This is a genomic window from Herbiconiux ginsengi (assembly GCF_900107435.1).
GTDB lineage: Bacteria > Actinomycetota > Actinomycetes > Actinomycetales > Microbacteriaceae > Herbiconiux > Herbiconiux ginsengi.
Genome location: NZ_FNPZ01000001.1, coordinates 1,232,088 through 1,258,318, shown reverse-complemented (window position 1 = coordinate 1,258,318; position 26,231 = coordinate 1,232,088). Strand labels below are relative to the sequence as shown.

The 26,231-nt window shown below is 70.0% G+C and carries 24 protein-coding genes and 1 pseudogene; 9 read left to right on the top strand and 16 right to left on the bottom strand.

From position 1 onward, the window contains the following. Positions 1-10 precede the first annotated feature (10 nt). Positions 11-1,453, top strand: coding sequence for an MFS transporter (locus BLW00_RS06075; RefSeq protein WP_092552073.1), 1,443 nt, complete (start codon positions 11-13; stop codon positions 1,451-1,453). 94 nt (positions 1,454-1,547) lie between these two features. On the opposite strand, the gene crcB is transcribed toward BLW00_RS06075, so the two are convergent. From crcB to BLW00_RS06050, 5 genes are all read right to left on the bottom strand, one after another. Continuing rightward, positions 1,548-1,925 carry a fluoride efflux transporter CrcB gene (gene crcB / locus BLW00_RS06070; protein ID WP_092550545.1) on the bottom strand — a complete coding sequence of 126 codons (378 nt, stop codon included), beginning with the start codon at positions 1,923-1,925 and terminating at the stop codon, positions 1,548-1,550. Continuing rightward, complete coding sequence (locus tag BLW00_RS06065; RefSeq protein ID WP_407650950.1) at positions 1,922-2,464, bottom strand: fluoride efflux transporter FluC; 543 nt, start codon at positions 2,462-2,464, stop codon at positions 1,922-1,924. The genes crcB and BLW00_RS06065 overlap by 4 nt, the downstream gene beginning before the upstream one ends. After that, on the bottom strand, positions 2,461-3,246 hold the full coding sequence (locus BLW00_RS06060; RefSeq protein WP_092550543.1) for a universal stress protein: 786 nt from the start codon (positions 3,244-3,246) through the stop codon (positions 2,461-2,463). Before BLW00_RS06060 ends, BLW00_RS06065 begins: the two co-directional genes overlap by 4 nt. A gap of 271 nt (positions 3,247-3,517) precedes the next feature. Next, on the bottom strand, positions 3,518-5,659 hold the full coding sequence (locus BLW00_RS06055; protein WP_175494154.1) for a cell wall-binding repeat-containing protein: 2,142 nt from the start codon (positions 5,657-5,659) through the stop codon (positions 3,518-3,520). A gap of 227 nt (positions 5,660-5,886) precedes the next feature. Then, positions 5,887-6,714 carry a hypothetical protein gene (locus BLW00_RS06050; protein WP_139256640.1) on the bottom strand — a complete coding sequence of 276 codons (828 nt, stop codon included), beginning with the start codon at positions 6,712-6,714 and terminating at the stop codon, positions 5,887-5,889. A 107-nt stretch (positions 6,715-6,821) separates the two neighbouring features. Between BLW00_RS06050 and BLW00_RS06045 the strand changes: the two are divergent. Together BLW00_RS06045 and BLW00_RS24410 are read left to right on the top strand one after the other, a co-directional pair. Further along, a pseudogene (locus BLW00_RS06045) lies at positions 6,822-7,661 on the top strand (cell wall-binding repeat-containing protein); the annotation flags it as partial. Continuing rightward, positions 7,580-7,993, top strand: coding sequence for a cell wall-binding repeat-containing protein (locus tag BLW00_RS24410; protein ID WP_407650958.1), 414 nt, complete (start codon positions 7,580-7,582; stop codon positions 7,991-7,993). The pseudogene BLW00_RS06045 and the gene BLW00_RS24410, both read left to right, overlap by 82 nt. 87 nt (positions 7,994-8,080) lie before the next feature. Here the strand turns inward: BLW00_RS24410 and BLW00_RS06040 are convergent, their stop codons facing one another. From BLW00_RS06040 to BLW00_RS06030, 3 genes are all read right to left on the bottom strand, one after another. Next, the gene (locus BLW00_RS06040; RefSeq protein ID WP_092550531.1) at positions 8,081-8,707 is read right to left on the bottom strand and encodes a copper resistance CopC family protein; all 627 of its coding nucleotides are present in this window, start codon (positions 8,705-8,707) and stop codon (positions 8,081-8,083) included. Further along, complete coding sequence (locus BLW00_RS06035; protein WP_092550527.1) at positions 8,704-9,519, bottom strand: YcnI family copper-binding membrane protein; 816 nt, start codon at positions 9,517-9,519, stop codon at positions 8,704-8,706. The genes BLW00_RS06040 and BLW00_RS06035 overlap by 4 nt, the downstream gene beginning before the upstream one ends. Before the next feature lie 77 nt (positions 9,520-9,596). Beyond that, on the bottom strand, positions 9,597-10,226 hold the full coding sequence (locus tag BLW00_RS06030) for a hypothetical protein (RefSeq protein ID WP_139256638.1): 630 nt from the start codon (positions 10,224-10,226) through the stop codon (positions 9,597-9,599). Positions 10,227-10,417: 191 nt separating this feature from the next. On the opposite strand from BLW00_RS06030, the gene BLW00_RS06025 reads away from it, so the two are divergent. The 3 genes from BLW00_RS06025 (at position 10,418) to BLW00_RS06015 (ending at position 14,363) form a co-directional block, all read left to right on the top strand. After that, the gene (locus BLW00_RS06025; RefSeq protein WP_217634298.1) at positions 10,418-11,401 is read left to right on the top strand and encodes a sigma-70 family RNA polymerase sigma factor; all 984 of its coding nucleotides are present in this window, start codon (positions 10,418-10,420) and stop codon (positions 11,399-11,401) included. Between the two features lie 217 nt (positions 11,402-11,618). Beyond that, the gene (locus BLW00_RS06020) at positions 11,619-12,716 is read left to right on the top strand and encodes a hypothetical protein (RefSeq protein ID WP_092550519.1); all 1,098 of its coding nucleotides are present in this window, start codon (positions 11,619-11,621) and stop codon (positions 12,714-12,716) included. A gap of 87 nt (positions 12,717-12,803) precedes the next feature. Then, entirely contained in the window at positions 12,804-14,363 is a 1,560-nt protein-coding gene (locus BLW00_RS06015) for a hypothetical protein (RefSeq protein ID WP_092550516.1), read from the top strand. Positions 14,364-14,444: 81 nt separating this feature from the next. Here BLW00_RS06015 and BLW00_RS06010 read toward each other — a convergent pair whose 3' ends face one another. Then, positions 14,445-15,662, bottom strand: a complete 1,218-nt coding sequence (locus tag BLW00_RS06010; RefSeq protein WP_092552067.1) for an APC family permease — start codon at positions 15,660-15,662, stop codon at positions 14,445-14,447. 170 nt (positions 15,663-15,832) lie between these two features. Here BLW00_RS06010 and BLW00_RS06005 point away from each other — a divergent pair, with 170 nt between their 5' ends. Next, positions 15,833-17,251, top strand: coding sequence for a DUF2252 domain-containing protein (locus BLW00_RS06005; RefSeq protein ID WP_092550513.1), 1,419 nt, complete (start codon positions 15,833-15,835; stop codon positions 17,249-17,251). A gap of 8 nt (positions 17,252-17,259) precedes the next feature. On the opposite strand, the gene BLW00_RS06000 is transcribed toward BLW00_RS06005, so the two are convergent. From BLW00_RS06000 to BLW00_RS05965, 7 genes are all read right to left on the bottom strand, one after another. Further along, entirely contained in the window at positions 17,260-18,642 is a 1,383-nt protein-coding gene (locus tag BLW00_RS06000; RefSeq protein WP_092550510.1) for an SGNH/GDSL hydrolase family protein, read from the bottom strand. 9 nt (positions 18,643-18,651) lie between these two features. Further along, a complete protein-coding gene (locus tag BLW00_RS05995; protein WP_092550507.1) occupies positions 18,652-19,518 on the bottom strand; it encodes a prenyltransferase in 867 nt (288 codons plus the stop codon). Beyond that, positions 19,515-19,868, bottom strand: coding sequence for a lycopene cyclase domain-containing protein (locus BLW00_RS24205; protein WP_092550504.1), 354 nt, complete (start codon positions 19,866-19,868; stop codon positions 19,515-19,517). Before BLW00_RS24205 ends, BLW00_RS05995 begins: the two co-directional genes overlap by 4 nt. Beyond that, positions 19,865-20,206: a lycopene cyclase domain-containing protein gene (locus BLW00_RS05985; protein WP_092550501.1), complete on the bottom strand. Its 342-nt coding sequence runs from the start codon at positions 20,204-20,206 to the stop codon at positions 19,865-19,867. Before BLW00_RS05985 ends, BLW00_RS24205 begins: the two co-directional genes overlap by 4 nt. Before the next feature lie 15 nt (positions 20,207-20,221). Then, a complete protein-coding gene (crtI, locus tag BLW00_RS23980; protein ID WP_245741316.1) occupies positions 20,222-22,105 on the bottom strand; it encodes a phytoene desaturase family protein in 1,884 nt (627 codons plus the stop codon). Next, positions 22,102-23,034 (bottom strand): phytoene/squalene synthase family protein, encoded by a 933-nt coding sequence (locus tag BLW00_RS05970; RefSeq protein ID WP_092550495.1) that lies wholly within the window; start codon positions 23,032-23,034, stop codon positions 22,102-22,104. The genes crtI and BLW00_RS05970 overlap by 4 nt, the downstream gene beginning before the upstream one ends. 64 nt (positions 23,035-23,098) lie before the next feature. Continuing rightward, on the bottom strand, positions 23,099-24,187 hold the full coding sequence (locus BLW00_RS05965) for a polyprenyl synthetase family protein (protein ID WP_245741314.1): 1,089 nt from the start codon (positions 24,185-24,187) through the stop codon (positions 23,099-23,101). 45 nt (positions 24,188-24,232) lie between these two features. On the opposite strand from BLW00_RS05965, the gene idi reads away from it, so the two are divergent. Then, positions 24,233-24,748: an isopentenyl-diphosphate Delta-isomerase gene (gene idi / locus BLW00_RS05960; RefSeq protein ID WP_092550492.1), complete on the top strand. Its 516-nt coding sequence runs from the start codon at positions 24,233-24,235 to the stop codon at positions 24,746-24,748. A gap of 10 nt (positions 24,749-24,758) precedes the next feature. Continuing rightward, positions 24,759-26,192 (top strand): alanine--tRNA ligase-related protein, encoded by a 1,434-nt coding sequence (locus BLW00_RS05955; protein WP_092550489.1) that lies wholly within the window; start codon positions 24,759-24,761, stop codon positions 26,190-26,192. Positions 26,193-26,231 lie beyond the last annotated feature (39 nt).

Below are 26,231 nucleotides of genomic sequence, written 5' to 3'. Positions count from 1 at the left end.
CTGTGACTGCATGACCGACGGTGCTCCCTCCAGCGACTTCACGCCTCCGCCGCTCGCGAACACCCGCGCCGTCGCTGCGGCAGCCGCCGAGGGCGAGAGTGTCGGACAAGGCAGCGGCGCCCGCCCGAGAAGCACCCATGTTCTCGCCTGGGGCCTCTGGGACTGGGGCTCCGCCTCCTTCAACGCCGTCATCACCACCTTCGTCTTCACCGTCTACCTCACCAGCGACGCGTTCGGCGGCGAGACCGCCGTCTCGGCCCAGCTCGGCATCGCCATGACCATCGCAGGCGTGCTCGTCGCGTTGCTCGCCCCGATCACCGGGCAGCGCTCCGACCGGCGCGGCCGGCGCAAGCTCTGGCTCGCAGTGAACACCTACATCGTGGTGGCGCTGAGCGCGGCGATGTTCTTCGTGGCACCCGACCCGGGCTATCTGTGGCTCGGGCTCTTCCTTCTGGCCGCCGGCACGATCTTCTACGAGTTCGCCACGGTCAACTACAACGCGATGATCACCCAGGTCTCGACCCCGAAGACCATCGGCAAGGTCTCCGGATTCGGCTGGGGCATGGGCTATGTGGGCGGAATCGTGCTGCTGCTCATCGTCTACTTCGGCTTCATCGAACCGATCGGCGGCACCGCCCTGTTCGGTGTGCCCGACAGCGACGGGCTCCCGGTCCGCGTCACCGTGCTCGCGTCGGCCGTCTGGTTCGGGATCTTCGCGCTGCCGGTGCTGCTCCGGGTGCCCGAGTACCGCTCACCCAAGCAGGAGGCGGCGACGGCGGCCGGACGGGTGGGGATCGTTGAGTCCTACCGCATCCTCTTCCGCGACATCCGCGCCCTCTTCCGGGAGAGCCGGCAGACCGCCTACTTCCTCATCGCCAGCGCCGTGTTCCGCGACGGACTGACCGGCGTGTTCACCTTCGGCGGGGTGCTCGCGGCGGGGTCGTTCGGCTTCTCGTCGGGCCAGGTGATCATCTTCGCCATCGCGGCGAACGTCGTGGCCGGCGCGTCGACCATCCTGGTCGGGCTGCTCGACGACAAGTTCGGCGCGAAACCCGTGATCGTGGCGTCGCTGATCGGGCTGGTGGCCTGCGGAACCGCCGTGTTCTTCCTGCACGACGGCGGCCAGATCGTGTTCTGGACCTTCGGCCTCGCGCTCTGCGCCTTCGTGGGCCCGGCGCAGTCGGCCAGCCGCTCCTTCCTCGCCCGCCGCATCCCCGAGGGCCGCAACGGCGAGATCTTCGGGCTCTACGCCACCACCGGCAAGGCCGCCACCTTCCTCGCTCCGGCCATGTTCACGCTGTTCATCGGCCTCGGTGCCGCGATCGCCGGGCCGGGTGCGAACGTGCAGTACTGGGGCATCCTCGGCATCGTGCTGGTGCTGCTCGTGGGGCTGCTGTTGCTTATTCCCGTGAAGTCGGGGGCCGAGAACGGCACGACGGCCGCCTCCGAGTGAGGCGGTCACGTTTCGGGAGGAGGAGAGCGTTACCTCCCCCGAATTCGGGGTCGGTTGCGCTCTCCTCCTCCCGAAACGACCCGAAACGACCCGATCAGATGAGTGAGCCGAGCCAGAGGCCCAGCAGGGCCGCCGCGACGGAGACGAGCATCATGCCGACCCCGTTCGCGAGCGCCGCGCCCCAACGGCGGTTCTGCAGCAGACGCACGGTCTCGAAGCTCGCGGTGCTGAACGTCGTGTAGCCGCCGAGGAATCCGCCGCCGAGCACAAGGCGCCAGTCGTCGGCCACGAGATGGGTGAGCGCCAACCCGGTCACCAACCCGAGCAGCAGTGATCCCGAGACGTTGATGATCGTCGTGCCGACGGGATACGAGCCACGGATGCGCGCCTTCACCGCGCCGTCGACGAAGAAACGGGTCGCCGCCCCCACGCCCCCGGCCGCCGAGAGGGCGAGGAACACCAGCGGCGTCACGAGCGCACCCCGGCTCGCCGGGCGGCCCGGCGCGGCCGCCCGAGACGCATCCCGAGCGCGATGCCCGCCCACGTCGCGAGGGCTCCCGCCAGCAGGGTGGCGAAGGCGTAGAGGATCGCCACCCCCGCCGATCCGCCGGCCAGGAGCTGCGCCGTGTCGGTGGCGAACGAGCTGTAGGTGGTGAATCCGCCGAGCACACCGGTGCCGACCAGCAGGCGGATGCGCCGCCGCCGCCCTTCATCGGGCCCCCGGAGGGCGAGCAGGTCGAGCAGTCCGCCGAGCACGAAGGCGCCGACGACGTTGATGGCGAAGATCGCGATCGGGAAGCCGCCGATCGGTCCGATGCCGAGACTGATCGCTTCGCGCAGCGCCGTGCCGACCGCGCCCCCGATCGCTACGAGACCGAGGTAGCCGATGCGCAGGTGGGCGGGGCGGGGTGCAGCGGTGGTGGCGGCTTCGACATCGCTGTCCATGGGCAGCTCGGCGTTGGTGTCGCCCACCCAGGCGGGCCCGGAGGCGGCCTGCTCGTCGCCGCTCACGCGGTCTCCGCCGCTGAGCCGCCCGGCCTGCGCGGGCCGCCCGGCCCGCCCGCTCCGCCCGGCCCGCCCGCTCCGCCGGGTGCCGCCGACGGCCCGCGCTCTCCGGGTGCGGCGGCCGCATCGTCTGCGCCGCCGTCCAGCTCCGGCCACCCGGACGAGGGCGCCAGCGGATCCAGCGGCACCACCAGCACAGGGCGGTGCTGCCGGTGCGCCAGGTGCACCGCAACCGAGCCGCCGAAGAACTCGGCGATGCTCGCCCGCACCGTCGCATCCCGTGTGCCCACCACGATCATCGCGGCATCGAGCTCGTCGGCCAGCACCCCGAGGGCGTGCGCGGGGTCGCCGCTGAGAAACCGCACCGACCAGCGGATGCCCGCCCCGGCCGGGTCCGCCGGGTGAGCATCGAGCACACTCGCGATCTCGCGGGCGAGCGCCTCGTCGAAGAGCTCGGGCGGGTCGAGCGCGAGGTCGGGATCGATCGGCTGGGCCTCGGTCGTACCGTCGGCCCGCTCCACCGGGTAGCGCCCGGGATCGACGTAGGCGCAGACCAACGCGGCCCGGTACCGCGCCGCCACCCGGGCAGCCGTCGTCAGCACGGCGGGCGGTTGCCCCGGCACGACACCCACCACGATCGTCGCAGCCTCGCCGGCACGGACGCCCGCGGCCACACCCCCCGTGCTCGCCTCGCTCGCCGCGTTTGCGTCCGCTGTGCCTACGCCGGCCGCATCCGTCCCGCCCGCACCCCACGCATCCACGCCGCCGCTGTTTCGCGATCCGGCCATTCTGGGCTCCTATCTCCGGGCGCGCCGAGGCGCGCAGAACTCTCGAGATAGGGACTGTTGTCGGCCCAGGCCTTTCGGCCCGGCCCGAGGTTGGGAACGGTGAGCCCCACCGCCGTAGCGAACGGATCGCTTCCTCCAGCGTAGCGGGTTGACCCCGAACACTGGAGCGCGGGCCCATCCGACAAAGCGCGCGACCCGTCACTTCGTCTCGCTTTCGAGGGCACGGAAGGGGACGAACTGACGGGTCGCGGATGGTTGCGTTTGAACCCTTCTAGGGCGCCAAGTACCCGTTGAGCGCGGTGAGTAACGCATCGGAGACCGTATTCGGCCCACCGAGAACGACGATGTGCCGCGGCTTCAACCGCCGGAGTTCGGCGGCCACCGGGTCGGGCACCGATGTCGCCGTCACCAGCAGAACCGGTGAGCGCCCGGCGATCGCGGCGGCCGATCCCGACAGCGCGTCCGGGAAGGTGGCCCCCGACGCGATGTAGACGGTGCCGCCGGTCAGGGTGAACGCTGCGGCGGCCACTCCCGCCGACACCGCGTACCGGTCGCTGCCGCCGATCCGGGTCGTCGGCGCTGTGCCGTTCAGGGCCGCGACGACGGCGTCGGAGACCGTGTTCACTCCGCCCAGCACCACGATCCTCTTCGGAGCAAGCCGGGAAAGCGCAGTCGTGACGCTGGCCGGCACCTCGTCCTTCCCGACGAGCAGCACGGGTCCCTTCTCCATTCCCGCAGCCGCCGACCCCGACAGCGCATCCGGAAACACGGCCCCCGAGGCCACATACGCCACGGCCGGCCCGGCTGCGAAAGTGTCCGCGATCGCCGCCGAAACCGCATATCGGTCGGTCCCGGCGATTCTGCTCACATTCGCGGAGTACGTTCGCAAGTCGGCTTCGACCGTTGCATTGATCGTGGCTTCACCACCCAGCACTGTGATGCTGCCGGGCTTGAGACGCGTCAGTTCGGCGGCGACCGAGGCCGGAATGTGATCCTTCGCTACGAGAAGCACCGGAGCCTGCCTCAGACCAGCGATGGCCGACCCGGACAGCGCATCCGAGAACACCTCACCCGAGGCGACAAATACGTCCTTCACACCAGGATTGAAAGTGGATGCGGAGACTGCAGCGGAAACCTCGTATCGGTCGGCACCCCCGACGCGTTCCACAGACGACGGATCCTGAACGTCGCGCGCATACACCTGCGCAAAGCCCGAAGGCATGATCGGCGTAAGGTTCGTGGCCACCGACGAGAAGGCGACCCTCCTTCCATCGCTCGAGATGGCCGGGTTTGCGGAGTCACGCCCTCCCGCGTTGTTGGAATCTTGCGCCCGGCTCACCAGCACCGAGGTGTGAGACATCAGGTCGGTTACATAGACCTGAAACGTGGCTGGTGGAAAACTGCTGCCTTCAGGAACTATGTTCGTGGCTTGCGAAGCGTACGCCACGAGACGGCCGTCCGGAGAGATCGAGGGCTCCTTGCTCACAAAGTTTGATGCCCCACCTGACGGAATCCCGATCGACCCGAATTGCGTGGTGCCGGCTTGAAGGTCTCTCACAAATATTTGTGCGCTCCTGCCCGGCATGGTGGAATCAACGGCATCGGATGCCCCACTCGAGTAGGCGAGGTGCTGTCCATCGGCCGAGAGTGCGGCGTCGGAAACATCCCGGTTCACGCCCGCAATGCCATCGAAGTTGAGACTGACCAACTGGATGGCGTCGTGGACACGATCACGGACGTAGGCCTCCTGGTTCGGTGCGGGAAGGCCGGTGAGCTTCCAACTGGTGATGAATGCGATCAGATTGCCGTCGGCCGAGATAGTTGGTCCAAAGGCGTTGGCCTGCGCTCCTGTCACGGGCGTGACAGTCGTGTCACGGCTGACCAAAGCGGTCATGTGATCAGTGAGGTCGCGCACATACACCTGGCGGTATCCCCAGGTATTCTCCGGAGTCAGATTGGTAGCCGATGTCGACCATGCCACCGTCGTCCCGTCCGCCGACATGACCACTTCTTGTGCAGTGGCGTTAGCCACCTGCGGAACTGCATCATTCGACACGCTCACGACTTCAACAGCTCCGGTGTCGGCCGACCACAAAAACACCTGACCCACTGCACCAGGAGATAGGTTCGTTGACATCGACACGAAGGCAACTAATCGGCCATCTGCTGAGATCGACGGAGAGAACGAGATCCGATTTCCGGCAACGCCTGCTGGTGTCGCACTCACCATGCGGGTCGTGCCTGAGACAGTATCGCGGACGTAGACCTGACTCGTCCCGAACGCTGCGCCCGTCTCATTCGTCAAGTTCGTGGCATTCGACGTGAACGCGACGTAACGGCCGTCGGCCGAGATCGACGGATGCTCCGAAACCTCGTTGCCCGCGACCGGCGGCGTCGTGTTCGAGACGCTCACCAGTTGGGTCTGCGCGGGACCGGTGGCCCCTAACGCAGCGTGCGGCGCCAGCGATATCGATAGAGACAGGGCCGCAAGAGCGGCGACTCCTGCAAGAGACGACAGCCTTCTCATGGGTTACTCCGTACGGATCGAAACAGGGGAAGCGACCGAGGGTATGCATGGTCGTAGCTGACAATTTATCACTTCTCTGATGGAAGCTCCAGGCGAACCGACGAATTCTCAGGTCAGGGTGTGACAGTGACCCGCACGTCGACGCGTGTCTGCGCGGCCGCGACGGCATCGATCTGCGCCTTTGCGGCCTCGTCGGGGACGGTGAGCTCGAGGGTCTGCAGCGGCGGCAGGTCGCCGACAGGCTCGATCGACCAGGCACCGCCCTGCTCGATCGGCACGGTGGCCGCGAGGCGCTGCCAGATCTCCACGGCCTCGTCGATCGGCGCCGACGGCTCGGCGCTGACGCGGGCGGTGCCGTCGGCACTGGAGGCCGTGAAGGTGAGGTTCGTCTGCACGCCGCCCGCGCGATCGGCGAGCTCGAGCAGGTGATCCACCTCCGCGAGGAGCGCACCCGGATCATCGGCATCGACCGTGACGCAGAAGATGCCTCCGCAGTCCCCGTTGCCTCGCGCGCTCGCGATGACGTAGTGGTCGTCGTCGCGGATGCCGAGGAAGACGTCGAGCGTGGCCCGCCCGCCGAGGTTCGAGAAGCTGCGGCCGTTTCCGAGGTCGTAGCTCAGGAACGGGTTGTCCCATCCGGCATCCCGCGCCCGTTTCTCCGCCGCGTCGGCGAGAGCGATCAGGTCGTCGTCATCGATGTCGGGTTCGACCTGCACGGTGAGATCCACGCCCTTGTTCCACGGGTCTTCCGAGACGTACGACTCGGCCCCGATGACATGGTCCTGGCCGGCGATCCAGTCGGCGACCCGCTGGCCGTCATCGGTTCCGGGCCCCGCGCATCCGGTGAGCGCAGCGACGAGCGCGACGGACAGCACGACGACGGCCGCGCCTCCGACTGACGCCGACCTCGGTCGGATGCCCCTCCGACGCAGATGAACCATGGGCCGACCTTAGCGTGAAGTCGACGATCCGTCAGCTTGTCACGCCAGGGAAAACCGAGTGACCCCCCAATTGGGGAGTCGAGGAATCATCGACTTATCGAAGCCCGATGGTTATGGTCAGACCATCGAGGTCGGGGGCTGCATGGGGCAGAGGGCCACGATGGGGAATCGAGTCGAACATGGGTGTACAGACCACGGCTTCCGCGCGCCACAGGACAAGCCGAGTCAGGCGCGGGATCCGATCCGGGGGAATCGCGGCGTTCATCGTCGCGATCGTCGCCACCAGCCTTGGGAGCGGCGGCATCGCGCAGGCGTCCGGCGTCGGAGGAGATGCTTCGGATGACCCACCCAGCTCGGGCAGCGAGCTGTCGGTCTCGGTGTCGCGGATCAGTGCGGCCGACCGCTACGACCTCGCGGCGGAGATCGGAAAACGGGTCAGCCCCGGAGCGTCGAACGTCGTGTACCTCGCATCCGGAGCCTCCTTTCCCGACGCCCTGAGCGCCGGACCGGCCGCCAGCGTGAACTTCGCCCCGTTGCTGCTCGTGCCACCGGACAGCGTGCCCGCCTCGGTGGCCGCATCTCTCACCCGCCTCGATCCACTGGTGGTCAAGGTCATCGGAGGACCCGCCTCCGTGTCGGATGCCGTCGTCGCCACGGTTCGCACCCTCGCTCCGCACGCACTCGTGTCGCGTATCTCCGGCAGCGACCGGTATGCGGTCAGCCGCGCCGTGGTCGCCGACGCCTACCCCGACGGCGTGACGGGCGTCATGGTTGCCACCGGCCGAGACTTTCCCGACGCCCTCTCGGCGGGAGCGGTCGCGGGAGCGGTCAGAGTTCCGGTCCTCCTAGTCGATGGCGGGGCGGCATTCGCCGACGGGCCGACGGTGACATTGCTGCGCGACCTGAACGCCTTCATCGTGACGATCGTGGGTGGGCCCACGTCCGTCTCGGACGGCATCCAGAGCACGATCAATCCCGGGGGCGGCGTGCTTCGAGTGACGGGAGCGAACCGGTACGAGGTGTCTCTGAATCTGGCCGGGTTCGACGCCCCGACTACACGACGGTCTACCTGGCCACGGGCGCGAACTACCCCGACGCGCTCGCCGGTGGTGTTCTCGCGGCCAAGACGCACTCCCCAATGTTCGTCGTGCCGCCGGATTGCGTCCCCACGGGCGTGCTCGCGCTGCTCTCCAGCAAAGGCACGAAGAACGTGATCCTCCTCGGCGGACCGCTGTCGCTCACCCCCGCGGTCGCCGCCCTCACTCCATGCTCGTTCTGACCCCCTGTGTACGCCAAGACATCACTTTCCGCGCGAAACCGCGGAGGGTGGCGCGGAAAGTGACGTCTCGGCGGGGAGCTCGGCGGGTCAGGCGCCCGAGCGGGGTCGGCGACGGAGCACGAACACCGAGAGCAGTGCGACGAGAGCCACGACACCGAGCGCCGTGCCGACGCCGACCAGCACGAGCGGCAGCTGGATGCCGCCGCTCCCACCTCTGGCGTCGGCACCGGTCGTCGCGACCGCCGACGGGGTCGTGCCACTCACCGTCGGCGTGGGCTCAGGCCCCGCGGAGTCGCCCCCCGCCGACGGCCCGGCGTACTCGAACGCGAACTCCCCGGAGACCGCGTGGCCGTCGGCCGACACGTTCTGCCAGAGCACTGTGTACGACCCCGGCGTGGTGGGCGCCACGTCGATGCTGAGCGTGCTGTTCACGATCGACACCGCACCCGAGGCGACGTTCGTGTCGCTCGGGTCGTGCACCTCGATCGCGATCGCCGCACTCGCGTCGGCCAGGGGCGGCTCGTTGAAGGTGAGCGAGACCTCCGTCAGCGCCTCCGTGACCGTCGAGTCGGCGACCGGGTTCGTCGATACGAGATAGTCGTGAGCGGATGCGCTCTCCGCGCCGCCGAGAGATCCGCCGGCCACGAGACCCAGGGCGAGCAGGGCTCCGCCCGCCGTTGCGCCCCATCGGAGCGGGTTCGTGCGGGCCGTCACTTCGCGTCCGGGGAGTCGGGAGCCGGAGCAGTCGCGGCGGCCGGCGCAGTGCGGGCCGGACGACGGAGCACGGCGACCGCCGCCAGCACCAGCGCCAGGGCCCCGAGCACGAGACCCCCGATACCGAAGCCGAGCGCCAGCGATGCCGCGCCGTCAGCACTCGAGACTGCTGCCGCATCCGAACCGCCTGCCGCATCCGCATCACCGCCCGCGCCCGCCGTGACCGTCGCAGCTCCATCCTCTTCCGAGGCGGGAGGGGCCTCGGTGATGTAGAGGGTGGGCGCCGGATGCTCCGGCTCCTCCCCCGAGGCCGGCGTCGGCTCCGCCCAGTCGACGGTGCTGCCGTCGGAGTAGCCCTGATGGGCGGGCAGCACCACCGACCCCGTGTCGGGCACCGGCCCGACCGAGATCGGGAACTCCTGGAACTGGCCGGGCGCGACGCCCGCGGTGCCGGCATCCGCGGTCCACACCACGGAGAGCGGCGCCTCGGTGATGGTCGCATCGCCCGTGGTGATCGGACTCGGCAGGGTGCCGGTGATCACCTGGGCGCTCCACCCGGGAACGGGCCGGTAGGAGACGCTCGTGAACGGCGTGTCGGCCGGCAGGTCGACCTCGAGCCGCATCGTGCTCGCGGTGGCCGACTCGTTCGGCACCTTGAACGTGAGGGTGGTGTAGCTACCGGGCACGGCCTGCCCGGGGTCGACTCGGACGTGCGCAGAAGCGGCCAGGGGCGCGCCCACGACGACGGCTGCGGTCGCGAGCAGGGTTGCGGCGCCGAGAGTCGCGGCGCGCGAAAGGGTACGGGGATTCATCGATCTGTCCTTCGGTGAGAGATGGCGGAGCGAGCACGCGCGCACACCGACTCCCCACCGGTGTCGACCGACGGAGTCTAGAGGTGCACGGCGACCCTCGCCGGCGGACCGCGATGCCGACGGCTGCCGAGCAGCACACCGAGGTCGCGCAGCCGATCGACCACCGGAAGACCGGATGCGTGCGTCTGCGACCGCGCGGGAACAGGCTCCGAGAACGCGAGCCTCAGGAGCGCCCAGACGATTCCGAGCCGGGCGCGGGCGAGAAGGAGCAGATCGCGCAGCGTGCGCTCACCCCGGTGCAGCAGTGCGATCGTCGCAGCGGCGGCGAGCGCGTGCCCCAGCCACATCCATCCGGAATCGTGACCCGGATGCGCGGCGACGGTCGACGCATCCGTCACCGCGGCCAGCGCGATGTGCCCGTGATGCGTGGTCTGGGTCAGCACGAGGCCCGAGCCCGAGCCGGTCCCTACCCCGAACAGCATGTGCAGCGCGAACTGGCTGATCAAGACTGAGATGGCGAGCAACGGCAACGACAGTCGGCGGCGAGCCAAGACGACGCAGACCACCGCGGACAATGCCAGCGCGAGCGCGAGCCCGACGGCGCCCGGCGCTCCCCCGCCTGCGGCGGCGTGGGAGAACGCGGCGACGAAGACGGCGACGCCGGCGGCGGTCAGGCCGCGAGCGACGCGCATCCCTCTGCCGGTCATCCTGCGCCCTTCGATCCTCACGCTCCAGCATAGGAGAAACCGGATGGGCCAGACTTCGAAATGCTAGTTGGTCTAGCTATATGCCGTTAAATCGTCCCCTTGTCAACCCCCCTCCACCCCATTTTGGGGGGAGGCGGTTGCGGCGATAGCGTGACGAACAACCGGGATACGGATCAGTTACGGAGATGAAGATGTCACGCTCAGGAGTAACGACGACGATGCCGGAGGCACAGGTCGACGAAGGCGAGCCGGAGGCACGCCTCACGAACATCCGTGGGGCCTCGGAAGATCCGGTGAAGGACTACCTCCGCCAGATCGGTCGCACCGCCCTGCTCTCCGCAGAAGAAGAGGTCGACCTCGGCCGCCGCATCGAGGTGGGCGTGCTCGCCGACGCGAAGCTCGCCAGCAACCCCGTCCTGGACGCCACGCTGAAGCGCGAGCTCGAGTGGCTGGCCCGCGACGGCAAGGCTGCCAAGCGCAAGCTCATCCAGGCGAATCTGCGACTCGTCGTCTCGATCGCCAAGCGCTACCTCGAGCGCGGGCTCCCCTTCCTCGACCTCATCCAGGAGGGCAATATCGGCCTCGTGCGCGCGGTCGAGAAGTTCGACTACCAGGCCGGGTTCAAGTTCTCGACCTACGGCTCCTGGTGGATCAAGCAGGCCATCAACCGAGCCCTGGCCGACAGCGGTCGCATCATCCGCATCCCGGTGCACACGTCGGAGAAGATCTCCTCGATCACGCGGATGCAGCGCCGGCTCGTCATCGAGCTCGGCCGGGAGCCCTCGATCGCCGAGGTCGCCGACGCCGTCGACCTGCCGCCCGCCAAGGTGCAGGAATTGCTGCGTCACGGTCGCGACACCGTGTCGATCCACACCCCGGTGGGCGACGACGACGCCGAGCTGGGCGACCTGATCGAGGACACCTCGCAGGCCCAGCCCTTCGATGCGGCCGCCGCCACGCTGCAGCACCACGACCTGGCCGTCGCCTTGGCGACCCTGCCGTCCCGCGAAGCGCGGGTGGTGTGCATGCGCTTCGGGCTCGACGGAGAGGACCCGATGTCGTTCGACCAGATCGGCGAGGCCCTCGGAGTGAGCCGGGAGCGCGCACGCCAGATCCAGCGGCGTGCCCTCGGGATGCTCCGCGACGAGTCGCTGCACGACTACCTCATCGCGTGACGAACGCCCGTCAAGGGTTGCCCGCTCCCGCCATCGCGTGGGTCTGAGAGGGGCCGATCGCCTTGCGCGACGGCCCCTCTCTCGCGCTCACCCGGCGTGAGAAATCCCCAATTCGGATCGCGCAAGGGGGTTGACAGGGCCGTTTCAGGAGAGAAAGGTCGATGACAGCAGGGCATCCGACGAGGGATGCCCGGTTCCTGCGCAGGGGGTGACTGTCGTGGAACACGCAACTGAAGAGCGGTCACGACGCCTTCTGCGCCTCGGACTCGGAGCTCTCGCAGCGGTCGGTGGCCTGCTCGTGCTCGGAGCGGTCTTCGGATCGTCGTCCGCATCGGCCGAGGAGAGCGCTCCGCCCGCCGGATCCTCTTCGTCGTCCGGATCCCTGCTCGGCTCGGTCTCCGATCTGGTCGACTCCACGGGCTCCACGGGCTCCACGGTCGGCGCCGTCGTGGCCGGCGTGAGCGATCAGGTGCTCGAACCGGTGGCGAACCTCCTGCCGGAGCCCGTCGCCGAGGTCGTCGCGACGGTTCCCCAGCTGACGGATGTGCTCGGCGAGGTCGCCGCGTCCGATCCGGTGTCGACCGTGGCCGAGCCGGTGACCGACGCCGTGGATGGCGTGGTCGCCGCTCTGCCGGTCGTGCCTGATGTGATCGGTTCGGCGCCCGCCGGGTCGCTGACGTCGCCCGTGACGGGAGCGGTGGATGACGCGCTCGGCGGAGTGGGCGGAGCGCTTGCGCCCGTCGTGCACGCGGTCGTCGATCCGGTGACGGATGGCGCGGCCGGGCTGCTCCCGGAGCTTCCCGGGCTCCCCGTGCCCGGCACGCCGGGCGCCCTGGGCGGCAGCGATGGTTCGGGTGGCACCGTCGGTGCAGGAAGTGGTGCCGGATCGGGTCCCGGCACCGCGGTCACCGGCACAGCGGCGGGGGCTCTCGCCGCGGCGGCCGGTGCGGTCTCGGGTGCGCTGGGGGCATCCGATCAGGGGGATCGGGGCGGCCACGGCTCCCCGGGCGAGGGCGCGGCAGGTGCAGGGGGCGCCGCGGATATGGGCCTCGTTCCGGGAGCCGGTGGCTCGCCCGGGTCACCGGGGGGCGGGTGGCCCGGGGGGCCGGGGCCGTTCGGGTCGGGCGGCGGCGCGCTGCCGTCGTCCGGTTCGTCGAGCGGCGGCACCCTGACGGCCCACGGCGGCGCGACCGCGAGTTCTGATCTCTGGGGCGGCGGATTCTTCGCGCCGGCCCGCGCAGCCCTGTCCGGCGCCGCCTCCGACGACGCACTGCCGTCGTCGCCCTGCTACGACACCGACGTCTCTCCCGACTGAATGAGCCCGGCTCCGCCCCACGCGGAGCACGGACCGACGTCTCCCCCCGGGGAGCACACCTCATTCAATCGTTAGGGAGAAATCACCATGAACAAGTACGTCTCGAGAGGGCTGTGGACAGTCCTCATCACCGGGGGCCTGTGCGTCCTCGGCGCGGGAGTTGCGAACGCCGCTGAGACCAGTGGCGACGACGGCGCGGCATCCGGCAACCAGGCCATCATCCACGTGGGCCTGCCGATCGACCTCAGTGGCAACGGGGTCGCGGTCGTCGGGGATTCGTCGAGCAGCGACTCGTCGGCTGCGGTGGATTCCGCTCCCGCGGCGACGCCCTCCGTCGACGTCTCGACCGACGGCGCGGATTCGCTGATCGGCGGAAATCAGGCGGTCGTCGATGTCGACGTGCCGATCACGATCGGCGGTAACGCGATCTCGGTCATCGGGGATTCGTCGAGCAGCGATTCGGCGACGGACTCGGCTGCTCCGGTCGCCGACCCGACGCCCGCTGAGGCGCCCGCTCCGGCTCCGGCCGAGACCTCGGGCGACGACAGCGTGGCCGGCGGCAACCAGGTGCCGGTCGACGTGTCGGTGCCCGTGGTCGTGGGTGGCAACGCCGTCTCGGTCATCGGCGATTCGGAGTCGACGGATGCCTCGAACACCAGCACCGGATCGGCGCCCTCCGCGGGCACCGGCTCCGGCCTCACCACCTCCGGCGAGGACGGCGTGGCGGGTGGCAACCAGCTGCCCATCGCGGTCGGCGCGCCGGTGACGGTGGGCGGCAACGGCATCAGCGTCATCGGCGACTCCTCGTCGAGCGGCTCCGACGTCACCACCGCCGGCGGCAACGGCGGCTCCGCCACCGGCGCCACCACCACCGGCGAAGACGGCATCGCGGGCGGCAACCAGATCGCCCCCGAGATCGGCGCGCCCGTGACGGTGGGCGGCAACGGCATCAGCGTCATCGGCGACTCCTCGTCGAGCGGCTCCGACGTCACCACCGCCGGCGGCAACGGCGGCTCCGCTGCCGGAGACGGCACCACCACCACGGGTGAGGACGGCATCGCCGGCGGCAACCAAGTGCTGCCCGACCTGGGCGTCCCGGTGACCGTCGGCGGCAACGCCGTCTCGGTCATCGGCGACGCCGAGTCCTCGGGCTCGGAGGTCACCGCGACCACCGGGTCTGGCAGCGGTGACCCGGTGACCGGCGGAGACGACGGGATTCTGGGCGGCAACCAGATCATCCCGGGTGTCTCGCTTCCGGTCACGGTCGGCGGCAACGCGGTCTGCGTCGTCGGTGACTGCACCACCACGGGATCAACGGTGACCGACCCGGGGGATCCGACCGATCCGACGGACCCCACGGACCCGACCGACCCCACCGACCCGACGGACCCCGGAACGCCGACCAACCCGGTCGACCCGGGCACGCCGGTGACCCCGGGATCGCCGACGGAACCGGGCACCTCGGTGCCGGCCGGCTACTCGAGCTCGGCTCTCGCGAGCGACTCGGGAACCGCATCCGGCAGCCTCGCCCTCACGGGGGGAAACCCGATGCCGCTCCTCGGCGGCATCGCGCTCATGATGCTGCTGGGTCTCGGGCTGATCGCTGTCACGCGCCGCACAGGCCGGGGGGAAGGGTCGAGCCACTGAGCGCACTGCGCTGAACGCTCGACCCGGCGGGGTGTCGCCACCACGCGACGCCCCGCTTCGCCCTGCTCCGGGGCGCGGGAGTCAGCGGGCCGCGCGGGCACGCAGCAGGAGGCGCAGCAGGATGCCTGCTGCCAGAACTGCGGCGCCCACCGCGACCGCGAGCGGCGGCAGCGTCACCACGAGTACCACGCAGCCGACCGCGCCGAGCACCGCCAACCAGCGCCAGTACCGCCGCTGGGCGCGCGGCTGCGTGAACGCGGAGAGGTTGGCCACGAAGTAGTAGAGGAGCACACCGAACGAGGAGAATCCGATCGCGCCGCGCAGATCGACCGTGAGCACCAGCAGCACGACGATTCCACCCAGCACGAGCTCGGCCCGGTGCGGCACCGAATAGCGCGGATGCACGGCGCTGAGCCAGCGCGGAAGGTCGCCTTCACGGGCCATGGCGAGGGAAGTGCGCCCGATCCCGGCGATCAGGGCGAGCAGCGCGCCGAGCGACGCCAGCGCCGCACCGACGGTGACGATCGGCACCGCCCACGCCCAGCCGTTGGCCTCGACCGTCGCCGTGAGCGGATTCGCCGTTGCGGCCACCCCGGCCGGCGACAGCGCGCCAAGCGTGACGACGGCGATGGCAGCGTAGACCACCACCGCCACGATGAACGCGATCGTGATGGCGCGGGGAATGGTGCGGGCCGGGTCGCGCACCTCTTCGCCCATGGTGGCGATGCGCGCGTATCCGGCGAAGGCGAAGAAGAGGAGTCCAGCGGCTTGGAGCACACCGTAGAGGCCGCCCGCGCCGAGCGTGCCGGCGCCGAGCCCGGCGAACCCACCGGCCGCGTCAGCGCCGGTGCCCGCACCGGCCACGCCCGCCACGACTCCGGATGCCACGACGACCGCCAGGATCGCCAGCACCACCACCACGATCACCCGCGCCAGCCTCGCCGTGCGCGTCACCCCGAAGTAGTTCACGGTGACCAGTGCGGCCACGGCGAGCGCTGCGACCGGCCGGGCCCACGCATCCGGCACCGCGTAGGCCGCGAAAGTGAGCGCCATGGCCGCGCAACTGGCGGTCTTGCCGATCACGAAACTCCAGCCCGCGGCGAACCCCCACCAGGGGCCGAGGCGTTCGCGACCGTAGACGTAGGTTCCCCCCGCGGAGGGATACACCGCGGCCAGCTGCGCCGACGAGGTCGCGTTGCAGAAGGCGACCACGGCCGCCACCACCAGCCCGATGAGGAGCCCCGAACCCGCTGCCGCAGCCGCCGGGGTGAAGGCCGAGAAGATGCCGGCGCCGATCATGGCGCCCAGACCGATGAAGACGGCGTCGCCGAGACCGAGCCGCCGCGCGAGCGGCGCCGACGCGGGAGGGGAGACGGAAGGGGAATCGGGCACGAGCGGCACTGTACCGCGCCCGCGTGAACGGCTCGCGATCGACGCGGCGACCACGCGCCACCCACTAGCGTTGCGACATGAGCACGCACGTCAGCCGCCTGCAGAGCGCCCGCGCCCGACACCTCACGATCACCGAGGCGATGGCGGCCGGCCGGGCCCTGCGCGCCGAGGTCCCACGATCGGCGCATCGCGACGCCACGCGATCCGGCGCCGCCTCCACCGCGCCCGCCGACGCCACGACATCAGCCCGCGCCGAGGCTCCGACCCGCGACCCACTCGGCATCCTCGCCGCCCAGAACGCCACCCGGCTCGCCCATCTCGTGCCTCTGCGCCTCGAACGGATGCTCACCAGCCCGTTCGCCTTCTACCGCGGCACCGCCGGCATCATGGCCGCCGACCTCGCCGCCGGGGCTTCGACCGGCATCGACGTCGTCTCCTGCGGTGACGCCCACATCAGCAACTTCGGTCTGTTCGCCTCACCGCAGCGCACCCTGGTCTTCGACCTCAACGACTTCGACGAGGCGGCCTCCGCGCCGTGGGAATGGGACGTGAAGCGACTCGTGGCCAGCGTCGTCATCGGCGCCCGGGATGCCGGCCACAGCGAGAAGCAGGTGCGGCGCGCGGCGCTCGCCAGCGCATCCGCCTATCGCACGGGCCTGCGCGACATGATGAAGATCGACGCCCTCGAGCGCTACTACACCCGCGTCGACACCGACGAACTGCACCCCGAGCTCGACTCGGCCGCCCAGAAGGTGCTCGACAAAGCCACCCGGCAGGCCCGCCGCCGCACCAACGCCGCCTATCTCGAGAAGGTCACCGCCCGTGACGACGACGGCACCCTCCTGATCGTCGAAGACCCGCCCGTGCTCACGCACGTTGCCGAGGCCGTCGAATCCGACGTCGAGGCGCTGTTCGAGCGCTATCGCAGCACGGTGCCCGCCGATATCGCCCTGCTGCTCTCGCACTTCACCCTCAATGACGTCGCGATGCGCGTGGTGGGCGTGGGCAGTGTGGGCACACGGTGCTACATCCTCATCCTGTCGGGCCCGGCGGGAGAGCCGCTGATCCTGCAGGTGAAGGAGGCGCAGCAGTCGGTGCTCCAGACCTTCGGGGGCGCCGCGGTCCACGTCGACCACGCCTCCGACGGACAGCGCGTGGTCGACAACCAGCGCATCCTGCAGGCCGTCTCCGACTCCTTCCTCGGCTACCTGCGCTTCGGCGGGCGCGACTTCTACGTGCGTCAGTTCCGCGACATGAAAGGCTCGATCGACGCCTCCACCCTGCCTCCGAAGGAGTTCCGCACCTACGTCTCCGGGTGCGGCACCGTGCTCGCCCGCGCGCACGCGCAGAGCCTCGACGCCCCCGTGGTGGCGGGCTATCTGGGCGGTTCCGACGAGTTCGACCAGGCGGTGGTCGACTGGTCGCTGGCCTATGCGGATCAGTCGTCGGCCGACTTCGAGGCGCTGCGGGATGCGGTCTCCCGCGGCGCGCTGTAGGTTCCGGCCTACCCCGCGGCGGCGAGCCGGGGCGCCGGGATCAGCCCCGCGATGAGGGAGTGCCCTCGCGCGGTGAAATGGATGCCGTCGGCGTTCACGTCGGGCCGCAGCACCGACGGTTGCTGCGGATCTCGCAGGGTGTAGTCGGCATCCAGCACCCGGTCGACACCGTAGGGCCCGAGCGACAGCCAGGAGTTCCAGTCGAGACGGGTCCGTTCGGCTGCGCCGCTCAGGTCGCGCGGCGGCTCCGTGAGGGCGTAGACCGTCGCATCCGGCCACAGCGCCTGCACCTGGGTCACCACCGCTCCCCAGTCGCGCTCGATGTCGGCGAGCGGCCGGCCGTGCGCGATGTCATTGGAGGCCGTCCAGATCGTCACGATGTCGGGGTCGAGCTCACCGAACTCGGTCCACTTCGCCGCCCCGGGCCCGAACACGGTGGTCTCGGCGCCCGGCGAGGCGAACGACACGGCCGCCGCGTCGTTGCTGAGCGCCCACTGCTGCGGCCAGGCCGTCTGCTCGCCGCGGGTCGGGAACAGGTCGGTCCGGTAGTTGCCGGGCGCGTTGAGCGAGTGCCCGATGCTCACCAGCAGGGGCGCGTCGCCGGAGTACTCGTACTCGATCCAGACGTCGAAGTAGCTGAGATAGCTCTGTGCGCCCTGCACCCCGTCGGCGTTCGCTCGCGAGGAGCCGGCATCCGTCGCCAGCCAGGAGAGCCCCGGATTCGTGGCGAGCACGGCTCCGGCGGGCGCCGTCCAGCCGAGCGAGAGCAGGTAGCTGGTGTGGGCGTCGAGCGTGAACCGCCCGGGTTCGATCCAGTCGCTCACGAACCCGTCGGTGGAGAGGTTCGCCGTGCCCGCCACGCCGACCGGGGTCGAGGCGAAGGCGCCGCTCTGCCCCGACTCGCCGCTCATCGCCTGCTCACCGAGGTAGACGCCGGTGATCGTCACGGGGGTCGGAAAAGTCTCCTCCGAATTGAACTGCCAGTTGCGGATGTGCACGCGGAACGCCTCCGCCGGCACGCCGAGCTCGAACGGCAGGCGCATGCTCGCGTCCATCGGCGCGCCCGGGCTCGGCACCGCCCGGTCGGTCGTGTGGCCGAAGCTGAGGGCGGCCGCGGTTCGGGGCGCGCCGGCGTGGCGTTCGAGCAGCAGGCCTGGTCCGTCGGCGCCGGACTCCGTCGAGCCGCTGCCTGCCCCGCCTGCCCCGCCCGCTCCGCTGCCCGCAGCGGGCTGCTGGTCGGCCGAGACGGATGCCGCATGCCCGGTCTCCGAGGTGAGCGCCCACACCGAGACGCTCGCCGCCGCGACGGTCACCACCGCACACACCGCAGCGGCGGCGAGCAGCCGGCGGGAGCGGCGCTCGGCGCTCGGCTGCCGGGGTGGGCGCGTCATCCACCGATTCTAGGCAGACGCGGGGAGCACCCAGGCCCAGATGAGCAGCAGGGTCACGAGGAACCCGGTGGCGAAGTTGAGCCCGAGGAACCGGCGCCAGCCGGCGTTCGCCCGCTCCGCATCCGCGTCGGGGAGCGACCAGAACGGGAGGATGCTCACGGCATAGGGCAGGGCGAGCACGGCGGCGAGCGGCCCGGGCCAGGGAGTCAACAGCAGCAGCACGCCGGCCAGGAGGTAAGCGGCGAAGGCGAAGCGCACGGTCGCGGCGGCGCCGATGACGGTGGCGACGGAGCCGATTCCGCCCTCGCGGTCGGCCACGATGTCTTGCACCGCCCCGAACGCATGGCTGGCGACTCCCCAGAGGAAGAAGGCGCCGAGCACGGCCCAGAGTCCCAGAGTGAAGGTCGCGCCCGCGAGCACGAGTCCGTACACGGCCGGGCTCACGAAGTGGGTGCTGGAGGTGAGCGAATCCAGGAAGGGCCGCTCTTTGAACCGCAGCCGCGGAGCGCTGTAGGCGATGACCGCGAAGACGCTGACCGCCAGAACGAGCCACGAGAGCGGACTGCCCACCAGAACGAGAAACACCAGGAACGGCACGTTCGTGATCACCACGGTCCAGAGCGTCACGCGGTGCAGCGAGCGGTCGAGCACGGCGCCCTCGACCCCGCCCTTGCGCGGATTGCGCAGATCGGACTCGTAGTCGAAGACGTCGTTGATGCCGTACATCGCGAGGTTGTAGGGCACCAGGAAGTAGAGCGTGCCGAGCACGAAGACGAGGTCTACCTCGCGCGTGGTGAGCAGGTACCCCGCGGCGAACGGGAACGCGGTGTTCACCCACGAGAGCGGGCGGGAGGAGAGGAGGAGCTGGCGGATCACTCGGGGTCACCGCGCTCGTGCCTGGTCGCCCCTGGGCGTGGTCGCTCCAACAGCAGCCAGAGCGATGGGAGCAGGAAGGCGGCCGCCAGGGCATACGCGAAGTCTTCGAGTGGTGCGATTCCGACGAACGCCCCGCTGATGCGCCCCTCGTCGTAGCCCACCAGGCCGACCGCGATCATCACGTTGTCGAACAGTGCCGTGAGCACCAGCAGGAGGCCGAGCGTCAGACCGAACACGCCGGCGAGGCCGCGTCGCGCATCCGCCGGTCGCTTGCGCACGACGACGACGACGACCACGAAGACCACCGCGACCACCGCGAGGAAGACCAGGTTGAGCGCCCAATAGGTCACCGTGCCTCCTTGCGGCCACCGCTGCGCTCCCGCGTCACGAGCATATGCGCTCCGCGGAATACGTTCATCGTGAGATAGCAGAGCAGTGTGAGGAAGAACACCTCCTCGAGGGGCAGTTCGGGGGCGAGGAGGATGCCGGTCATGAAGTCGGTCTCGCCGCGGAAGAAGATGCCGAGGCCGATGCCGAGCAGGTCCCAGACCACGAAGAAGGCGACGCCGACGAGGAGCACCACGGCCGCGCGCACCGGTCGATCGAAGAAGAACAGCCGGAATCGGCGGTCGAGCACCACCATTCCGCCGAGCGACACGAGGAGCGCGGCGAGATACAGGATGCCCATGGCCGGCCGTCCGGATCAGCGCGGCTCGGCCGAGGCGCCGGGCAGCGGATCTGCGCCGGCGTCCGCACCGCGGGCACCGGGCGACGCGCCTCGCACGGCACCGAGGGGCTCGGGCAGCTGCCCGGTCGAGGTGTCGCCGTGCAGGCGCTTGATGACGAGTTCGGCGCTGATCAGACACATCGGCAACCCGATGCCCGGTGTCGTCGATCCGCCCGCGTAGTAGAGCCCGTCGACTTTCGTGCTCACGTTGCGGGCGCGGAAGAACGCGCTCTGCCGCAGCGTGTGCGCGGGCCCGAGGGCGGTTCCCTTCCAGGCGTTGAGATCGGTGGCGAAGTCGGCCGGGCCGACCGTGCGGCGAACGACCACGCGCTCCGCGAGATCCGGGATGCCCGCCCAGTCCGCGATCTGCGCGATCGCAGCGTCGGCCAGGGCTTCGATGCGCGCATCCCCCGCGCCGCCGATCCCGCCGGCCCCGATCGAGGGATCGGCCGGGATCGGCACGAGCACGAACAGGTTCTCGTGACCCACCGGTGCCACCGCGTCATCCGTCGCGCTGGGGCGGCAGACGTAGATCGAGGCCGGGTCGGGGATGGAGGTGCGGTGCGGTGTCGCGCCCGTTCCGGTGCCGAAGATCTTCTCGAAGTCGCTCTTCCAGCTCTTCGTGAAGAACAGGGTGTGGTGCTCGAGCTGGGGCAGCTCACCGCGAACGCCGAGCATCACGAGGAGGGCGCTGGGCCCGGCGACCTTCTTCTGCCAGTAGCTCTCCGGGTAGGTCTGGAGCTCGGGCAGCAGCATCGAGGTCTCGGTGTGCCAGAGATCGGCCGTGGAGACCACGAGTTCTGCCTCGAGCGAGTGCGCCCGGCCATCGATGTCGGTGTAGTGCACACCGCCGACGCGCGGACGGGAGGCGGTCGCGCCGGTGGCCGGAGAGCCCGTGTCCGAGGCGTCGGCGGCCGCCGGACCAGCGGAACGGGCACGACCGCCCGCCTGCGCGGGCGTCGGCTCTTCACCCGCCAGCACGCGGCGCAGCTCGTCGCGGTCGATCACATTGGTGTCGAACTCCGTGGTCTCGTAGTCGTACACGTCGACCGGAGCGGCAACGACCGGCGCCGTGCCCTCGACCGCCGTGACGATCCGCGACACCGCGGCTCCCGTGACGATCGTGACGCCCTCGGCGACCGCCAGCCGCTCGATCGCATCGATGACCGCGGCGATGCCGCCCCGCGGGTAGAGCACGCCTTCGTCGAGGTCGAGGTGGCTCATCAGGTGATACATGCTCGGAGCGGCATATGGTGACGTGCCGAGGAAGACGGCGGGGTAGCCGAGCACCTGCTGCAGCCGCGGATCGCGCACCGTGCGGGCCGCGAATCCGGCCAGCGGCTCCGTCAGCAGACGGGTGAGGCGCGGCAGTCTCTTCAGCACGGGGCCGGCGAACAGGGGCGAGACCTTCTCGAACGTCGAGTAGAGGAAGTACTCCTTCGCGAGCTCATAGGTGGAGGCCGCCGAATCGAGGTAGCCCGACATCCGCACCCCCGCGCCCGGTTCGAGCGACTCGAAGAGCTCGAGGTTCTCGTCGCGGCTCGCCGCGATGTCGATCGACGAGAACTCGCCCGCGAAGTAGACGCGGTAGCCCGGGTCGAGCTTCACGAGGTCGAGCTGCTCGGCGGCGCTCGTGCCGAGCAGGCGGAAGAAGTGGTCGAAGACCTCGGGCATGAGGTACCACGACGGGCCGGTGTCGAAGCGGAACCCGTCGCGCTCCCAGACACCCGCGCGGCCACCCACCCGCTCGTTCTTCTCGAGCAGGGTCACGGAGTGGCCCTCCCGGGCGAGGAGTGCCGCGCTCGCGAGCCCGCTGATCCCGCCGCCGATCACGATCGCTGTCTTCGCCGTCGTCGTCACTCGGTCGCGTCTCCCTCTGCCGGCGTCCGCGCTCGTCGCGGATGCGGGAGCCGGCCCAGTGCGGCCCCTGCAGCTATTCTCGCCTTCACGGGGTTCGGAACCCTGACACGCGTGCGGGCGAGTACGGATGCCGGCGTCGCGCGGAGGCGATCGGTGAGCTCCTCGAAGAGGCCTTGGGCGAGCACGACGGCCCGTCGGCTGGAGGCCGGCAAGCCCGGGAGGGTGACGCGCGCGATGCGCAGGTCCTCCTCGATGTCGGAGAGGATGCGCTCCTTCTCGGCCTCGGTGAAGGTGGTCACGTCGATTCCCGGGAAGTAGCTGCGGCCGAGCGTGCCGAAGTCGGCGGCGAGATCGCGGAGGAAGTTGATCTTCTGGAAAGCCGCACCGAGATGGCGCGCACCGTCGACGAGCACGGTGCGTCGCGCATCCGTCACCGGCTCGTCGCGGAGGAAGGCGGCCAGGCACATCAGGCCCACCACCTCGGCCGATCCGTAGACGTAGTCGTCGAAGGACTCGGGAGTGTGCCGGGTCTCCGAGATGTCGGCGCGCATCGAGCGGAAGAAGGGAGCCGTGAGGTCTTCGCCGATGCCGACCCGACGGGCCGTCCACCCGAAGGCGTGCACCACGAGGTTGGTGCTGTAGCCGCACGACATGGCCACGCAGGTCTCGCGTTCCAGGGCGTCGATGCGCCGCGTGATCTCGGCGCGGCCGAGCGCGGCCGAAGCAGCGACGCCGTCGACCACCTCGTCGGCGAGCCGCACCAGGGCGTAGATGTTCTCGACGTCTTGCCGCACCGGCTGGGCGAGCAGGCGCGAGGCCAGACCGAACGACGTGGAGTAGCGGCGGATGACCACGGAGGAGGCCTCCATGGCCACCCGGTCGTAGAGGCTCGGGCCGCCGCTCCAGCGCGCCGAGTTCCTGCCGTTCATCGCACCTCGATCATCGTGCCGTCGACATCCGGACCACCCGGCAGCGCGTCGGGGAGTCCTCGTGTCATCGAACCCTACCGAGCACCGAGGCCACCACGGGGCGGAACTCCTCGCGCGCCGTGTCGGGCAGCTCCGGATCGACGAGCGCTTCCCAGGCGCGGTTGGCGAAATCGCGCGCGAGCGCCTCGGTGAAGCGGCGCGACCCCGTCTGCTCGAGCACGGCACGGATGCGCGCAGCCTCGTCGGGCGTGAGCTCCGGCGAACCGACGAGATCGGCCACCTCGGCCCACTCCGGGTGGGCGGCCGCGTGGGCGAGCAACACGGTGCGCTTGCCCTCCCGCAGGTCGCCGAGGGTGGTCTTGCCGGTGTCGCGTTCGTCGCCGAAGACCCCGAGCAGGTCGTCGACGATCTGGTAGGCGATGCCGATGTTCCGGCCGAAGGCGCCGAGCGCGGCGATCGCGGCGGCGGAGGCCCCCGCGAGCGCGGCGCCGGCCTGCAGCGGGGTCTCGAAGGAGTAGACCGCCGTCTTCAATCGCTCCATCTCGAGGATGTCGTCGACGGTCGGCAGATCGGCGCCGCCCGCCGGCCCGCTCCGCAAGGCGAAGTCGACGTCGTACAACTCACCCGCCGCCGACACGAACATCGCCTCGTCGAGCAGATCGTGCAGCCGGGTGCGGAGGATGCCGTCGACGCCGGAGCGGTCGATCAGCCGGTAGGCGTTGAAGAGGGCGAGGTCGCCCGCGATGATGGCGACCGACATCCCGCGGTGCTCGGCATCGGGGAGTGGGATGCCCGCCGTCGTGGCGATGTCGCGGTAGCGACCCGAGACATTGACGCCGCCGCGCCGCACGAAGTCGCGGTCGATCACGTCGTCGTGCACGATCAAGGCCGTGTGCAGGAGTTCGAAGGCGGCGCCCACGTGTGCAGCGGCGTCGAAGTCGGTGCCTCCGAGCGCCTCGTAGGCGGCCATCACCATCCGCGGCCGCACGCGCTTGCCGCCGGAGGCATTGCGCTCGAGTGTCTGCCAGAGCGCGGCGTATGGTGCCCCGAGGGCTTTCGCCCGATAGTGGGAGTCACTGAAGAAGGCGGCCAAGACGCGCTCGACCTGCTCGTGTCGTCGTTCCGACACAGCGAGGAGGTCGTGAGTGTCCACAGCTCCAACTTACATGGTAGCCATGTAATAAAGGACAATAGTGAAATGACCAGCGATACCGAACAGGTCGTACTGCTCTCCGACGACGGCGCTCCCATCGGCGTCGCCGACAAGCACGAGGTGCACACCGACGACACGCCGTTGCACCTCGCCTTCTCCTGTCACGTCTTCGATGGGGACGGGCGCATCCTCGTCACCCGGCGCGCACTCACGAAACGCACCTGGCCCGGGGTCTGGACGAATTCGTTCTGCGGCCACCCCGCACCGGAGGAGGAGCTGACGGATGCCGTCGCCCGCCGCGCCCGCGACGAGCTCGGTCTCGAACTGGCCGGGTTGGAGCTCGCACTGCCCGACTTCCGCTACCTCGCGATCGACGCCTCCGGCATCGTGGAGAACGAGATCTGCCCGGTCTACATCGCCCGTGCGGCCGGATCCGTTCTCGCCAACCCGGCGGAGGTCGCGGAGTGGCGCTGGGCCGAGACGGCCGAGTTGCAGCTCGCGGTCTCGCTGACGCCCTGGGCCTTCAGCCCCTGGCTGGCGCTTCAGCTGCCGCAACTGTAATGCTGGGCACATGGATGCCCACGAGATCCGAAACTCCTATCTAGCGTTCCTCGAAGAGCGCGGTCACACGGTGATCCGGCGTGCCCCGCTGGTGCCGCGCGGCGACACCAGCACCCTCTTCAACGGCAGCGGGATGCAGTCGCTGCTGCCCTACCTGCTCGGGGAATCGCATCCGGACGGCCCGCGCCTCACCGACAGCCAGCCCTGCGTGCGGGCGCAGGACATCGACGACGTGGGCGACAACCGCCACACCACCTTCTTCGAGATGCTCGGCAACTGGTCGCTCGGCGACTACTTCAAAGAAGACCAGATCCGCTGGTTCTTCACATTCCTGGTCGACGTCGTGGGGCTCGATCCGTCGAAGATCTCGGTCACCTGCTTCATCGGCGACGAGGAGAACGGCATCCCGCGCGACACCGAGGCGGCCGGCATCTGGCAGCAGGTCTTCGCCGAACGCGGCATCACGGCCGAGATCGCGGTGATCGGCAGCCAGGCCGATGGCGATGCACGCGGTGTGCGCCCCGGCGAGCGCATCTTCTTCTACGACGGCGGCGAGAACTGGTGGTCGCGGGGCGGCTCGCTCGCGGCGACGCCGATCGGCGATCCGTGCGGGCCCGACAGCGAGGTGTTCTACGACTTCGGGCCGGAGTTCCAGGATGCGTCGTACGGACTCGCGCATCCGGCCAGCGACGGCGGCCAGTTCATGGAGATCGGCAACCAGGTCTTCATGCAGTACCGGCGCTTGGAAGACGGCTCCTTCGAGGAGCTCGCCCGCCGCAACGTCGACTTCGGCGGTGGGTTGGAGCGGATCGCCGCGGCCTCGATCGGGTCGGACGACGTGTTCCGCATCTCGCTGCTCTGGCCGATCGTCGAGACCTTGCAGGAGCTTTCCGGGCGCTCCTACGACGAGGAGACCACCGCGATGCGCATCATCGCCGACCACCTGCGGGGAGCGACCTTCCTCGCGGTCGACGGAGTGCGGCCGTCGAACAAGGAGCAGGGCTATGTGATGCGCCGGCTGCTGCGTCGCGCCATCCGTCAGGCCCTGTCGTTGGGACTCACCGAGAACTTCTTCGAGGTGGTGGTGCCGGTGATCGCAGATCTGTATGCAGCCGACTACCCGGAGGTCGCCGCGTCGCGCGAGGAGGTGATCGCGGTGCTGGTGAAGGAGGAGATCGCGTTCCGGCGCACACTCGAGGGCGGGCTGCTGGCGCTGTCGGGATACTCCGGCAGCACGCTGACCGGAGCCGACGTGTTCCGACTGTCGGACACCCACGGGTTCCCGAAGGAGCTCAGTGTCGAGGAGGCGCGGCGGCTCGGCATCGACGTCGACGACGCCTGGGAGGTGGGGTTCGCCGAGGCTCTCGAGGAGCAGCGCGCCCGCTCGCGCGGTGCCACACGACTCGGCGCGGCGGGCCTCCCGGGCGGGGGCCACCCGGCCTGACCGGCGCTCGGCGCCGCATCACCCCGACGCACTCGTCGG